General features: G+C 54.8%; 15 protein-coding genes and 1 other RNA gene. 10 read left to right on the top strand and 6 right to left on the bottom strand.

The genetic code is table 11. The annotated features are described in order from the left end of the window. Window positions 1-164: 164 nt before the first annotated feature. Entirely contained in the window at window positions 165-368 is a 204-nt protein-coding gene (locus IE123_RS15665) for a cold-shock protein (protein WP_086620861.1), read from the top strand. Window positions 369-457: 89 nt separating this feature from the next. Here IE123_RS15665 and IE123_RS15660 read toward each other — a convergent pair whose 3' ends face one another. Beyond that, window positions 458-1,051: a Yip1 family protein gene (locus IE123_RS15660; protein WP_189519960.1), complete on the bottom strand. Its 594-nt coding sequence runs from the start codon at window positions 1,049-1,051 to the stop codon at window positions 458-460. Window positions 1,052-1,264: 213 nt separating this feature from the next. Here IE123_RS15660 and IE123_RS15655 point away from each other — a divergent pair, with 213 nt between their 5' ends. Continuing rightward, entirely contained in the window at window positions 1,265-2,029 is a 765-nt protein-coding gene (locus IE123_RS15655; RefSeq protein WP_189519958.1) for a hypothetical protein, read from the top strand. A gap of 48 nt (window positions 2,030-2,077) precedes the next feature. Here IE123_RS15655 and IE123_RS15650 read toward each other — a convergent pair whose 3' ends face one another. From IE123_RS15650 to smpB, 3 genes are all read right to left on the bottom strand, one after another. Next, window positions 2,078-3,049, bottom strand: a complete 972-nt coding sequence (locus tag IE123_RS15650) for an ATP-grasp fold amidoligase family protein (RefSeq protein ID WP_189519956.1) — start codon at window positions 3,047-3,049, stop codon at window positions 2,078-2,080. 698 nt (window positions 3,050-3,747) lie between these two features. After that, window positions 3,748-4,129, bottom strand: a transfer-messenger RNA (tmRNA) gene (gene ssrA / locus IE123_RS15645). Between the two features lie 101 nt (window positions 4,130-4,230). After that, window positions 4,231-4,707: an SsrA-binding protein SmpB gene (gene smpB / locus IE123_RS15640; protein ID WP_189519954.1), complete on the bottom strand. Its 477-nt coding sequence runs from the start codon at window positions 4,705-4,707 to the stop codon at window positions 4,231-4,233. Window positions 4,708-4,860: 153 nt separating this feature from the next. On the opposite strand from smpB, the gene IE123_RS15635 reads away from it, so the two are divergent. Continuing rightward, window positions 4,861-5,295, top strand: a complete 435-nt coding sequence (locus tag IE123_RS15635) for a type II toxin-antitoxin system RatA family toxin (RefSeq protein WP_189519952.1) — start codon at window positions 4,861-4,863, stop codon at window positions 5,293-5,295. Beyond that, on the top strand, window positions 5,295-5,603 hold the full coding sequence (locus IE123_RS16350) for an RnfH family protein (RefSeq protein ID WP_189519950.1): 309 nt from the start codon (window positions 5,295-5,297) through the stop codon (window positions 5,601-5,603). The genes IE123_RS15635 and IE123_RS16350 overlap by 1 nt, the downstream gene beginning before the upstream one ends. A 22-nt stretch (window positions 5,604-5,625) precedes the next feature. Here the strand turns inward: IE123_RS16350 and IE123_RS15625 are convergent, their stop codons facing one another. After that, window positions 5,626-6,066 (bottom strand): outer membrane protein assembly factor BamE, encoded by a 441-nt coding sequence (locus IE123_RS15625; RefSeq protein ID WP_189519948.1) that lies wholly within the window; start codon window positions 6,064-6,066, stop codon window positions 5,626-5,628. A 73-nt stretch (window positions 6,067-6,139) separates the two neighbouring features. Here IE123_RS15625 and fur point away from each other — a divergent pair, with 73 nt between their 5' ends. Continuing rightward, window positions 6,140-6,589, top strand: a complete 450-nt coding sequence (gene fur / locus IE123_RS15620) for a ferric iron uptake transcriptional regulator (protein ID WP_090136096.1) — start codon at window positions 6,140-6,142, stop codon at window positions 6,587-6,589. Between the two features lie 82 nt (window positions 6,590-6,671). On the opposite strand, the gene recN is transcribed toward fur, so the two are convergent. Continuing rightward, entirely contained in the window at window positions 6,672-8,345 is a 1,674-nt protein-coding gene (recN, locus tag IE123_RS15615; protein WP_189519947.1) for a DNA repair protein RecN, read from the bottom strand. Between the two features lie 289 nt (window positions 8,346-8,634). Here recN and grpE point away from each other — a divergent pair, with 289 nt between their 5' ends. From grpE to IE123_RS15590, 5 genes are all read left to right on the top strand, one after another. Continuing rightward, entirely contained in the window at window positions 8,635-9,261 is a 627-nt protein-coding gene (gene grpE / locus IE123_RS15610; RefSeq protein ID WP_189519945.1) for a nucleotide exchange factor GrpE, read from the top strand. Window positions 9,262-9,406: 145 nt separating this feature from the next. Further along, window positions 9,407-11,329: a molecular chaperone DnaK gene (gene dnaK, locus IE123_RS15605; RefSeq protein ID WP_189519943.1), complete on the top strand. Its 1,923-nt coding sequence runs from the start codon at window positions 9,407-9,409 to the stop codon at window positions 11,327-11,329. An 87-nt stretch (window positions 11,330-11,416) separates the two neighbouring features. Beyond that, window positions 11,417-12,568 (top strand): molecular chaperone DnaJ, encoded by a 1,152-nt coding sequence (gene dnaJ / locus IE123_RS15600; RefSeq protein WP_189519941.1) that lies wholly within the window; start codon window positions 11,417-11,419, stop codon window positions 12,566-12,568. Between the two features lie 127 nt (window positions 12,569-12,695). Continuing rightward, window positions 12,696-13,100, top strand: coding sequence for an Ohr family peroxiredoxin (locus IE123_RS15595; protein ID WP_189519939.1), 405 nt, complete (start codon window positions 12,696-12,698; stop codon window positions 13,098-13,100). Between the two features lie 79 nt (window positions 13,101-13,179). Beyond that, the gene (locus IE123_RS15590) at window positions 13,180-13,587 is read left to right on the top strand and encodes a septal ring lytic transglycosylase RlpA family protein (protein ID WP_229819814.1); all 408 of its coding nucleotides are present in this window, start codon (window positions 13,180-13,182) and stop codon (window positions 13,585-13,587) included. Window positions 13,588-13,598 lie beyond the last annotated feature (11 nt).

The following is a 13,598-nucleotide window of genomic DNA, read 5'->3' as shown; positions in this document are numbered from 1 at the left end:
GGTTACTTGACCCGATAGAGCGATAAGTGCACTATGAACCGGGTGGTTAACAAGGCAGTATATCGTCAGTTGTAATCGATCCTGTCGAGAGCATATGAATGGCTATCTTGTTTGTGCCCGCTGGGGGCTAACCATCATTAATTTATTGCACAGGTATCAAAAGCATGGCAACTGGCACTGTTAAGTGGTTCAACGACAGCAAAGGCTTCGGTTTTATTTCTCCTGACGATGGTGGCGACGATCTGTTCGCACACTTCTCCGAAATTCAGGCAGAAGGTTTCAAGTCGCTGCAGGAAGGCCAGAAGGTCTCCTTCAACGTCACTCAGGGTAAGAAAGGTCTGCAGGCTTCTGCAATCCGCCCTGAGTAAGTCGGTAGATTAAATCTGCTGTAAAGGGAGCTGCCAGTGGCAGCTCCCTTTTTATTTGTGCCTATCCTTTGTTTCTCCTTATCGTCTTCTTAATAGACAAGATGTGCTCCATACCCCCAAAGCAATACGGTAATGGCAAGAAGCACTTCAAGTACCAACACACCAATACCCAATGTTGAGCTTGAGACGATAAAGCCTTCCTTTCGATCAATGCCCAAAAATCCCGGTATGCCCAGATAGAGCAAATAGCCCGTGTAGCAAAGCCCTGCCACACCAGCCAGTAGACAGAGCCATATCATGGGATACAGGGCGACCACGCCGGCCAAAAACATGGGGGTGGCAACATACCCCGCAAAAACAATGCAGCGATTCAGATCAGGATGAATGGGATATCGCTGTGCCATGCGGTGAATGACAACGCCCATCAGAGCAATAGCGCCCAGAATGGCCAGATAGAAAATAACGGCCAGCTGTAGCGCGCTAATCGTTGAGAGTGTCACGACCGCCGAGCGGCCAAAGTCCCAGCCTATGGTGGTAGTACCAATAAATGCGCAAACGACAGGTATGGCAGCCAGTAGTAAAACGTGGCTGGCATACATGTGCGTCGCGCTCTCGTGTTCACCTTCGATGTGTTTCCACTCTCGGTGAGGATGAGCCATCAGGCCCCAGACATGATGAATCATGATGTACCCCCTGGACCTCTTGAGGTCCATGACAACGTTGATATCACTGATAACAAGCCATGCCACATCGTTGGCTACCAGATTACGGTGGCCGTCTTCGCACTATAGTTGGCTATTGTCTTTGCAAAGGGTCGATAGAGGCATCTATTGGTCGATAGGCATGGATGCTAGGGCGGAAGGCGGCTTTTTCAGCCATGCTTGTGCTGATGAGGAATGCGCTTTGGCAACTCACGCAAGATGGATGCTCGACAGCATATTTTTCAGGGGAAGGAAGTGATTTATTTCTTTAGCAATCTATGGGACTGGATACAGGAAAACGCCACGGTTTTTAGTGGTCTGACCAGTGTCGGCATGCTTTTGATATGGGGTGTCTATCTGCAGCTTCTATTACATAACTTTCGCATGCAGCGTCGCCCTCAGATCATTATCAATCATGGCTACGGTCGCGGTATTGATTCACGCTGCATTGTCAGCAACATGAGTCAATCTGCCGTTTTTATAGACAGTATTATCGTCAAGCTCGAAACCAGCGATGGCCAGTACGTTACCGACGTTACCGATACAGTGGATGAAGAAGGCGAGAGTAGCAAAGATGTGAATGTAAAGGAGTTGCGTCAGGTTACGCGTCAGGGGCCACTGGGGTCGGGGGAGTACATGAATGCTGGAACCTTTCGCACGTTGCTGCAAAAGGTCGCTAGTGAGCACGGAATTGGTTTAGACGAAAGCTGCCGCCCTACTGGCGAGGAAGGCTTCAGTAACGTTGAAATTCGTTTGATCATGATTTTTGGTGCTGAAAAAAGCCCCATAGGGGCCAGTCGCCGGTTCCACATGAAATACGACGAGAATAAAAAGCTGAGTCTTATCCCTGAAACGATCGGTACCCAACAGCTGGGGAAGCGTCGTCAACGACTCAAGGTGCGCAGATGGCAGCGCGACCTTCGTATGCCGTTTGATGCCGATACAGGACAGAACAGGTAGAACCTGACATGGCAATCAAAAGTGGATTGCCATGTCGGGGTAGACGACCTAAATGTCGAACAGAGTGCCCCACTGGCGGTCGGTTTCGCGATCCTTGAATTTTGTCAGTCCCGCAGTAGGCGTAAAGGTCATTTCGCCGAAGTAAATGGCATCGCCCACCAGGTAAAAATCCACTCGGACATAAGAAAAACCGTTGGCAAGCTTGAGCGCCAGTTCAAGCGCTTCATCAAGTTGCTGAGGGCGGGGCATGGCCTGTCCGGTGCTGACTTCCGAGCGACGGATCTCTACCAGCTCCCAGTGCTGGTTGTAGAAATCGACCTTGTAGTTGGTAAAGCGGTCATGAGTGACTTCGATAAAAACAACCGGATCTTCGCCTTCGCGCTGAAAGCAATGAAACTTGAAGTCCTTGGGAATGTTGCCAAGGTCATCCAGAAGCAGTTTTTCAAAGATCAGGCGAGGCTTGATCTCACGATAGTGAGCTTCTCGACAGACATCGTAGAAATCCTGCCCCAGCCAGTGTTGTCCCAGATTATAGATCTGAGGGAACGGATGGTCAGCCTTGTTGCGAACGAGCAGATTGTAGCCAAAGCCATGATTGGCTTTCATGACAAAGCTTTCCGGCAGTGCTGAATAGGTGGCCGGCGTAGGCTCTGATTCTATTGCGTAGCAGGGCACAAGATATTGTTCGCCAATGGTGTGCGCCACATAATCACGCGCTGCAATCTTGTCGCTGAGAATTGAATAAATGGGCTGAGGATTGATCTTGCGATAGCAGATCTTTTCATTAAAGGTGCGCGGATTTTTCAGGTCAGGGAATTCGCCGAATACGCGTCGATAGCGAAGCGCCGTATGCCACTTGTCAGGGAGGACATTCATGATGCTGCGACGCGCCAGACGCAGGAATTCTTCGATGCGGTCCTTTTTCTCCGCTTCGACAACCCTGCTGTCCTGCTTTTCCATTTGAGGCTCCGATTCAGCCGTCAGCGAGTCGGCAAACAGGTTTTTTACGGCCCTGGGCATATGCCCTCCTTCATTCTTGGATACCCTGCGATACAGCTGCCTGTGAATCAGGCTGGTGTATCGGAAGTGATGTGCTGCGTTGGCCATGAACAACCTTGCCAGCTGACAAACGACCAAAAGCCGCTGAGCCAGTATATGAAGGTATTCGTATCATTTTTCAGTTTGATCTGAAAAATGATACGAGGTCATTCATGAAAAACATCATTCCGATATGCATTGGCTGCGATAACGTAATGTTGGCAGTGTGTTCGCCACTAAGATGTGCCGAAGTGGTGCCGCAAGTCGCTTTGTGTGCTTTTTGTTACTTCCTGCATAATTACTGCTGCCAACCAGGGCAATTAAAAAACGGTTTTGATCATCTGGAACATTAAATCGTTTAGGGCGTCCTGGCAGGTAGGCTGGAACGCGCAAAGCGACGACGAGCGCCTTTTGAAGCGGTTGATACGCGGTAGCACAGTACCATTAGGATAAATTTTCAATATCTTAAGAAATAACGATGTGCATTTTAATAAAAGGGTGTAGATAAACCGGCTATATAGAAATATATAAATACCTGCAGTTAATCCCGATACAATGAAAATTTCTTATTAATGCGAGGTTCGATTAAATTAATATGTTTAAATATCTTGCCTTGTGTCGTTAATCATAGAATAAAAAACAAAAAAAGCCGCTGAATGATCAGCGGCTTTTTTGATGTTTGGTGGAGGCGGGGGGAGTTGAACCCCCGTCCGCCGGCACTCGTCCATCAGCTCTACATGCTTAGTTTCGTCTTTTGGTTCAACCGTATCGGCTCCGACGAGCAGGATCCGATACAGCGGGCTCTCTAAGGTTTAACGGTTGACGCGAGAACAAAGCCAACCACGATCCTGTCAGCTGTAGCTCATAGCCCCGTTACGATGAACAGGCACATCGCTTCGGGGTAAGAAGGTTACCAGCAGGGTTTAAGCTGCCAGCGCGCCCTCTTGAGCATAGTTTTCGTCGTTTGCGACTATTTTAGAGTAACGTGGTATTTACGAGATACGTTACGCTCTCGGCATGCACCTCAGGATCTGCAACCGGCGTCGAATCCATAACGCCCCCAGATCACTGAAAGATTATAGCAACAATCAGTGCTGGCGCCAATCAACGACGGATATCATGTTTTTCGATTTTGTTGTTGCTGTGCGAGCTAGCTTTCAGGGCTAGCGTTGTTCGCGAACGACGCGTGCCTTCTGGCGCTGCCAATCCCGTTGTTTTTCGGTTTCCCGCTTGTCATGCTTTTGCTTGCCCACTACCAATGCCAGCTCGCACTTGACCAGATGCCCTTTCCAGTAAAGTCTCAATGGCACACAGGTATGCCCCTTGTCTTGGGTGCGTGAAAAGATTTTGGCAATTTCCTTTCTATGCAGCAGCAGTTTGCGCGTGCGGGCAGGCTCGGCCACTTCGTGCGTACTGGTGGTGTTCAGGGGCGTAAAATGAGCGCCCATGAGCCACGCCTCGCCACGACGTACCAGAATATAGGTATCCGTCAGCTGTGCCTTGCCGGCGCGCAGGCTCTTGACTTCCCATCCTGACAGCGCGAGCCCTGCTTCAAAGCTTTCCTCGATGTGATATTCGTGGCGCGCCTTGCGGTTCTGGGCAATCAGATTGCCTGAGGGCTGGTGTTTCTTCTTGCCCATCGAAATGTCATCTCCTTGACTGTAGGAATCATGCAATGCATCACATGCGCGTACTCACCTTAAAATGGGGGGAGGCGTGATATCATTCAAGCATGTGTGAACAAACGTCAACCATGGTACGCGCTGTGCGTGCCTGCGTCATGGGAGAAGGGCATGCCCACCGTTGATCGCTCCGCGATGGTGCGACACACCGATCAGCAGATGTTTGATCTGGTAAATGATTTCGAACGCTACCCCGAGTTCCTTCCCAATTGCCGTAATGCGCGCACGGTAGAAAAGGGGGAGCAGCATCTGGTGGGTGAGCTTACCCTGGGCAAGGGAGGGATCGAGCAGACCTTTCGTACCCACAATGCGCTCAAGCCCTTTGATCGTATCGACCTTACTCTAGCCAGCGGCCCTTTTAAGCGTTTTGAAGGTTACTGGAAGTTTGTGGCCCTTGATGAGCGCTCCTGTCGAGTAGAGCTGCATCTGGAGTTCGAGTTTTCCAACCGTCTATTGGGGATGGCCTTTGGGCGTCTTTTCAATCAATTGGCGGGCCATCTGGTGGATGCCTTTATTGAGCGGGCAGACAGGGTGTACGGACGTTGATGCAAAAGGAAGCAGCAGACATCACCTGTGAAATCGCCTGGGCGACTTCGGAAAGACAATACCTGGAAAGCGTTACCGTGCCTTATGGCTCAACCGTCTTGTCAGTGCTTGAGGCTTCAGGATTTTGCGGACGGGTAGACGAGCTGGCCGCAATACCCCTTCATGCCTTGCAACTGGGGATATTCGGTGAACATGTCAGGGCGCCTGCTGAACAGACAGTGCGTCAGGGAGAGCGTATCGAGATATACAGACCACTTCAGATCGATCCGAAACAGGCTCGTCGGGCGCGAGCCCGACGAAAGGACTGAAAGCCACCTGTCCTGTGGTTGCTTACAAAGTGGGGTCAGCAGCGCCGCCTTCAGGGTTTGACGTGGGGCTGCCCATGGGTGATATCGCCTCTCCCGGCCCCGCAGCGGCAGCAGAGGCAGGTGCGTCGCGCTGCTGACCGTGTACGTTGGCATCAATATCACCGGATGTCTGAATGTCGGCCAGTTGATTGCCATTAAAGACGAGCGAAACCTGCTTTTCAGTGATATTGTCATCAGCATCTTTCAGCCGATAGACATAGTTCCAGCTTGCATCGTCAAAGGCGTTGTACATCAGGGGGCTACCCATGACCTGTACCACCTGCTGACGGCTCATGCCGGGCTGTAATTGCGACACCATATCGGGGGTGATGAGATTGCCCTGTGGCAGGTCGCGCTTGTATACGCATGCTGCTAACAGACTGACCAAAAAAGAAAAAATTATAAGCTTGAGCGTGTTTTGCATTTGCCTGGGACTTTCCCTATCGTTTGCCTTGATCGATCATACCCGATACATCCAGAGACTGCGAAGAGCTACCATGGCCGATAGAAATCAGGAGTTACGCAAGGCGGGGCTCAAGGTGACCCTGCCACGCGTAAAAATCCTTCAGATCCTCGAGGCAACTCGGGAAGAGGATCTGCACATGAGCGCCGAAGACGTCTACAAGGCGCTGCTGGATTCCGGTGAAGACGTCGGTCTGGCCACCGTTTATCGTGTACTGACACAGTTTGAATCCGCAGGACTTGTTGTACGCCATAATTTCGACGGCGGCCATGCCGTATTCGAGATGTCTCAGGAAGAGCATCACGATCATATGCTATGCCTTGAGACCGGCGAAGTCGTTGAGTTCTTTGATCGCGATATCGAACGGCGTCAGCGTGAGCTTGCCGAAGAGCGTGGCTACGAGCTGGTTGATCACGCGCTGGTATTATACGTGCGCCCCAAGGGCTCCAGTGCTACGCGACAGGACGGCGGCAACCGCCGTTGACAAGAGCCCGCGCAGACAGGGGTGATCATGAAAACGCCGCGAATATTCGCGGCGTTTTGATGTCTGACGTTACCTTGTTTACTTAATGTGGCGAGCGCTGGCTGACGTCCAGCATTTCGCGAGCATGAGCCAGCGTGCGCTCTGAAAGATGTACGCCTCCCAGCATGCGCGCCAGCTCCCGTACACGCCCGCCCTCATCAAGCAGCGCCATGGTGGTATGAGTGGTTCGCTCATCTGCCTGCTTTTCAATATGCAGATGCTGATGACCCTGTGCCGCGACCTGAGGCAGATGCGTGACACAAAGGATCTGACCCTGGCTGCCCAGCTGGCGCAGCAACTGACCGACAATCTCTGCTGTGGCGCCTGAAATCCCGACATCCACTTCATCAAAGACAAGAGTCGGTATGGTGCTGTGTTGGGCTGCCACCACCTGAATGGCCAGGCTGACGCGAGAAAGCTCGCCTCCTGAGGCCACCCGCGTCAATGCCCGGGCCGGCTGACCGGGATTGGCGCTGATCAAAAAGCTGACCCGATCCATGCCCTCGGGCTGAGCAGTGTCTCTGCGCGCAACATCAACGGCAAAACCTGCCTTTTCCATGCCCAGAAAGGCCAGCTGGGACTGCACTTCCTCACCCATGCGGCGTGCGGCTTCCATACGCTGCTCGGAAATCTGGCGGGCCAGCTCGCGCCAGGCGTTGCGCGCCGTTTCTGTCATCTTTACCAGCGTTTCCAGGTCTTCCCCGTCATCCTGAAGCGCGCAAAGCTCGCTCTGCAGCCGTTGATGCAGCGCCGGTACTTCCTCGGGCATGACATGGTGCTTGCGGGCGATGCGATGAATTTCTGCCAGCCGTGACTCGACCACCATCAAACGTTCGGGGTCCAGCTCGGTACTATCGACATAACGGTGCAGCTCATAGCCGGCTTCCTGCAATTGAATGCTGGCATCGTTGAGCATGGCCAGCACATTGGCCAGCGCACCGCTGTCACTGCCGGGCAGCTGTTCCAGACGCTGTCTGGCCTGGGCCAGCCGCGGCAGTACGCCATCCTCATCATGATCGCAGCAGTCAGCTGCAAACTGTGCCTGGGTAATGATCTCTTCGGCATTGGCCAGACGAGTCTGTTCATCCTCCAGGGCTGAAAGTTCATCTTCACCCAGTGCCAGAATGTCGAGCTCCTCCACCTGATAGCGCAGCAGCTGACAGCGTGCCTGTTGCTCATCCCCGCTTTCACGTGCGGCCCGTAGCCGGCGACTGGCCTGCTGCCATTGACGATAGTGCTGGGTCAGCGTAGCAACAGCGTCACTGTGACCGGCAAAATCGTCCAGAAGACGCAGGTGCGTCTCTTCACGCATCAGTGTCTGGTGAGCATGCTGGCCATAAATATCGATCAGGTGTTCGCTCAGCGCCTTGAGATCGGCCAGTGTGGCCGGCACGCCGTTGATCCACGCCTTTGAACGCCCGTTGGCAGTAACCGAGCGACGCAGCAGGCATTCTGTATTGTCCAGGTCGCGCTCGGAAAGCCAGGCGCGTGCTTCCGGTAGCGCTTCGACATCAAAACGTACGGCTAGGTCAGCTCTTGCTGCACCATGGCGTACGCTGCCGGCATCGGCTCTGTCTCCCAGACAAAGCGACAGGGCATCCAGAAGAATGGACTTGCCGGCACCGGTTTCGCCGGTAATGGCCGTCATGCCATCCCGGAAATCCAGTTCCAGATGTTCAACGATGGCGTAGTTACTGATGGATAGCTGAGACAGCATGGCCACTCCCGTGTGCGGTATCGCAAAAGGCTGGGTTTAGTGGGTTGAAGACTGACTTTATATACAGTGATTGTGTTTTTATACAGCGGCTTTTGACACGCTTCAATACCCTGAATTGGTAATTTCATCGCCTTCACGCCTTGAGATCGCGCTCCGAGCGCCCCATTTGGTTAAACAGTTTTCAGCATGAATGTCGCTCTACAGGATGACGCACTGACAGCCGGTCGCGTACTGCCCGCGCAAGAGTGGCATGACTTAAAAGGCAGACACAGCGAGTCAGGAGTGGGGTATGACCAACAAGCCGCATGATCCGAAGGATGAAGAACTCGAGCGCGCCGAGCGAGACGCCGAGCCGCAATCGCTTGATACCGAAAACGTGGACACCCTTGATGGCCTCGAGGAAGCGTTGCAGACAGATGACGATGCAGCGATGAGCCAGAGCGATCAGGAAGCCGATATTCTCGCGGCCCGCGTGGCAGAACTTGAGCAGGAGCTGGCACAGGCAAAGGATCAGCAGGTTCGCGCGGCTGCCGAGGCGCAGAATGCACGCCGACGTGCCGAACAGGATGCTGACAAGGCGAAGAAATTTGCACTTGAGAAGTTCGTCAAGGAACTGCTGCCGGTTGTGGACAGCCTTGAAAAGGGGCTTGAGAGCATGAGCGAGGATGTCAGCGAGACCCATCGTGAAGGGGTATCGATGACGCTCAGGATGCAGCTCGATGTGCTGAAAAAATTTGGTGTCGAGCCGGTTGATCCGCACGGTGAGCCCTTTGACCCCCAGTATCACGAAGCCATGACGCTGGTGCCCAACCCGCAAATGGACCCCAATACGGTCATGGATGTCATGCAAAAGGGGTACACGCTCAACGGCCGCCTGGTGCGCCCGGCCATGGTCGTGGTGAGCAAGCAGGCCTGATGGCCTGATAGAGATGTTTTTGTCGACAACGATACATGTGGGGTCTTGAAAAGCATCGCAATGCCCACACATAGGCAGACATCCACGCAGCGTTGGCTGCGCATCGAAAGCATTTTTGGTTCAGAAGATTTTTCGAGGTGACACTATGGGACGCATTATTGGTATCGACCTTGGCACAACCAACTCCTGTGTGGCTGTGCTTGATGGCGACAAGACCCGCGTAATCGAAAACGCCGAAGGCGGACGTACGACGCCTTCCATCATCGGCTATACCGATGACGGCGAGACACTGGTAGGTCAGGCCGCCAAGCGTCAGGCCGTAACCAATCCGAACAACACCCTGTATGCGGTCAAGCGTCTGATCGGCCGCAAGTTCAAGGATGACGTTGTTCAAAAGGACATCAAGATGGTGCCCTACAGCATCATCGAAGCCGACAACGGCGATGCCTGGGTGCAGGTCAACGACAAGAAGATGGCCCCGCCGCAGGTCAGCGCTGAAGTCCTGAAGAAGATGAAAAAGACCGCCGAGGACTATCTTGGCGAAGAGGTCACGGAAGCGGTCATCACCGTACCGGCCTACTTCAACGACTCCCAGCGTCAGGCGACCAAGGATGCCGGTCGTATTGCCGGTCTTGAAGTCAAGCGCATCATCAATGAGCCGACGGCAGCAGCACTGGCCTACGGCATGGATCGCAGCGGCGGTGACCGTACCATCGCGGTCTACGACCTGGGCGGCGGCACCTTCGATATTTCCATCATCGAAGTAGCCGACGTTGATGGCGAAAAGCAGTTCGAAGTACTGGCGACCAACGGTGACACCTTCCTGGGCGGTGAAGATTTCGACCTGAAACTGATCGACTATCTCGTCCAGCAGTTCAAGAACGATTCCGGTATCGACCTGTCGGGCGATTCGCTCGCCATGCAGCGTCTGAAGGAAGCTGCCGAGAAAGCCAAGATCGAGCTTTCCTCTGCACAGCAGACCGAAGTCAACCTGCCCTACATCACGGCAGACCAGACTGGTCCCAAGCACCTGGCTGTCAAGGTCACACGTGCCAAGCTCGAGTCGCTGGTAGAAGATCTGGTACAGCGCTCGCTCGGTCCGTGCAAGACTGCCATGCAGGACGCCGGTCTCTCCAACAGCGAGATCCATGACGTGATTCTGGTCGGTGGCCAGACGCGCATGCCAATGGTGCAGCAAAAGGTCGCTGAATTCTTTGGCAAGGACGCTCGCAAGGACGTCAACCCGGACGAAGCCGTCGCCATGGGTGCAGCGCTTCAGGGCGGTGTACTGGGCGGTGACGTCAAGGACGTACTGCTGCTTGACGTCACACCGCTGACGCTGGGTATCGAAACGATGGGTGGTGTGATGACGCCGCTGATCGAAAAGAACACCACGATCCCGACCAAGAAGACGCAGACCTTCTCCACGGCCGAGGACAACCAGACGGCAGTGACCATCCATGCGCTGCAGGGTGAGCGCAAGCAGGCGGCGCAAAACAAGTCACTGGGTCGTTTTGATCTGGCCGATATTCCGCCGGCACCGCGCGGCGTGCCGCAGATCGAAGTGGCCTTTGATCTCGATGCCAACGGCATCCTGAACATCACGGCGAAGGACAAGGCGACCGGCAAGGAACAGTCGATTGTCATCAAGTCCTCCGGCGGTCTCTCCGATGAAGAGATTGATCAGATGGTCAGGGACGCCGAGGCTCACGAGGCCGAGGACAAGAAGTTCGAAGAGCTGGTACAGCTGCGTAACCAGGCTGACGGCATGATTCATGCCTCACGCAAGACACTGGAAGAATCTGGTGACAAGGCCTCTGATGAAGAGCGCCAGAGCATCGAGACCGCCATCAGCGAGCTGGAAGAGGCGATCAAGAGCGATGATCCGGAACAGATTCAGCCGAAGCTGGATGCTCTGACAGAAGCCTCCGGTAACCTGGCGCAGAAGATGTACGCCGAGCAGGGTGAGCAGCCCCAGGGTGAGCAGCCGCAGGGTGACCAGAAGGCCGGTGACGATGTGGTCGATGCGGACTACGAAGAAGTCAACGACGACCAGAAAAAGCAGTAAGGCCTTTCACGCCTGATCTGTACAACGCGGGGGCTTTGCTCCCGCGTTGTTTTTGCAGGTGTCAGACTTCGGAGGATCCGTTAAACCATGTCCAAGCGTGACTATTATGAGGTCCTCGGCGTCGAGCGTGGCGCCGACGACAAGGAAATCAAGAAGGCCTACCGGCGACTGGCGCAGAAATATCATCCTGACCGTAATCCGGACGATGATACTGCCGCTGAAAGGTTCCGGGAGGTCTCCGATGCCTACGAGGTATTGAGCGACAGCGACAAGCGGGCTGCCTATGACCAGTTTGGCCATGCCGGTGTTGACGGTCAGGGCGGTGGTTTTGGCGGTAGCGGCTTCGGTGGTGCCGGCGGCGCGGGTGGCTTCAGCGATATTTTCGGCGACGTTTTTGGCGACATCTTTGGTGGTGCCGGCGGCCGTCGTGGGCCGGGCGGCGCCGCTCGCGGCAGCGATCTGCGTTATAACCTGGAAATCGACCTGGAAGAGGCCGTGGCCGGCACGACCGTCGATATCCGGGTGCCGCGGCTGGTAGAGTGCGATCGCTGTCATGGAGACAGTGCCGAGCCCGGGACCAGCAAGCGCACCTGCTCGACCTGTAATGGCATGGGCCAGGTCCGCATGCAGCAGGGCTTTTTCGCCGTGCAGCAGCCCTGTCCGACCTGTCATGGTCAGGGGCAGACCGTGGACACGCCGTGTCGTAAATGTCATGGCGAGGGGCGCATTCAGGAAACGCGTACCCTGTCGGTCAAGATTCCGGCCGGCGTCGACACCGGCGACCGCATTCGCCTCAACGGCGAGGGTGAAGCCGGTGTCAACGGTGGCCCTGCCGGCGATCTGTATGTACAGGTAGCTATCAAGGCGCATGCCATCTTTGAGCGCGACGGGCGTGATCTCTACTGCGAAGTGCCCATCAATTTTGTGGATGCAACGCTGGGTGGCGAGCTCGAAGTGCCCACGCTTGAAGGGCGCGTCAAGCTGCGCATTCCGGCCGAAACCCAGACCGGCAAACTCTTCAGGTTGCGTGGCAAGGGCGTCAAGCCGGTACGTGGCGGCGCGCCTGGCGATCTTATGTGCAAGGTTGTGCTGGAAACGCCCGTCAATCTCGACGAGGAGCAAAAACAGCTGCTGCGTCAATTCCAGGAGAGTCTGGATGGCACGGATACGCGCCACTCGCCGCGCAAGAGCCGCTGGTTTGATGGCGTGAAAAAGTTCTTCGATGACATGCGCCCGTAGGGTCTGCATCGATGCAATAAAAAGCCCTGCTTATCGGCAGGGCTTTTTTATGCCTGCTGGCGCGCCCAGGCACCCAAAGGATGTATCAGCTACGCTTGCCACAGGTTGTCACTACAGGGAGAGCATCATGTCAGTCATGTATGAAACCACCGTGAACGTTTCCGGCGGACGCAAGGGACATGCCAGAAGTGATGACGGCATTCTTGATGTTGATCTCGCCATGCCCGGCAGCGGCACTGACGCGACCAACCCGGAACAGCTCTTTGCCGCCGGCTATGCGGCCTGTTTTGCCAGTGCGGCAATGGGTGTCGCGCGCCAGCAGGGCCACAAGCTTGACGATATTCCCGTCTCGGCACATGTGGCACTGGATGCTGAAAACCATGACTACAATCTGACGGTCAAATTAACGGCTGAGGTCGCTCTGCCCCAGAACGAGGCGGAAAAGCTGATCGCTCAGGCCCATGAAATGTGTCCGTATTCCAAGGCCACACGCGGCAATATTCAGGTCGACATCGAGGTAAAGGGTCAGTAAATCCGTGATCTGATCCCTACAAAAAACGCACCGCAGCTCTGATAGACTGCGGTGCGTTTTTTATGGAGATCATGACGTCATGTCGACAGGATTGATGCCAGCCAGGTGCTGGTCAAAGGGGCGGTGGCTTGTAGTGCTGCTGTGTCTGCTCGGACTGGTCGGGTGCGCCGGTCAGCAGATGTCTGATGCACCGGGGGCAACCTCTTCGGGCAAGGCTTCCTATTACAGTGACCGCCATCAGGGTGCACGTACTGCCAGCGGTGAGCGCTATGACAAAAATGCCATGACGGCGGCGCACCGCACGCTGGCCTTTGGTACCCGGGTTCGCGTGACCAATCTGGATAACCAGCGACAGGCTGTCGTGCGCATCAACGACCGGGGCCCCTTTTCCAGGGGGCGGGTGATTGATCTCTCACGCGCTGCCGCCGGTCAGATTGGAATGATTAAAAGTGGTGTCGTCCCGGTCAGGCTGGAAGTGCTCAAGTAGCCTGATACTCG

The sequence above is a fragment of the Kushneria pakistanensis genome, assembly GCF_014652795.1.
Classification (GTDB): Bacteria; Pseudomonadota; Gammaproteobacteria; order Pseudomonadales; family Halomonadaceae; genus Kushneria; species Kushneria pakistanensis.
The sequence above is the reverse complement of the archived record's forward strand: the minus strand, read 5'-3'. Positions and strand labels throughout refer to the sequence as shown.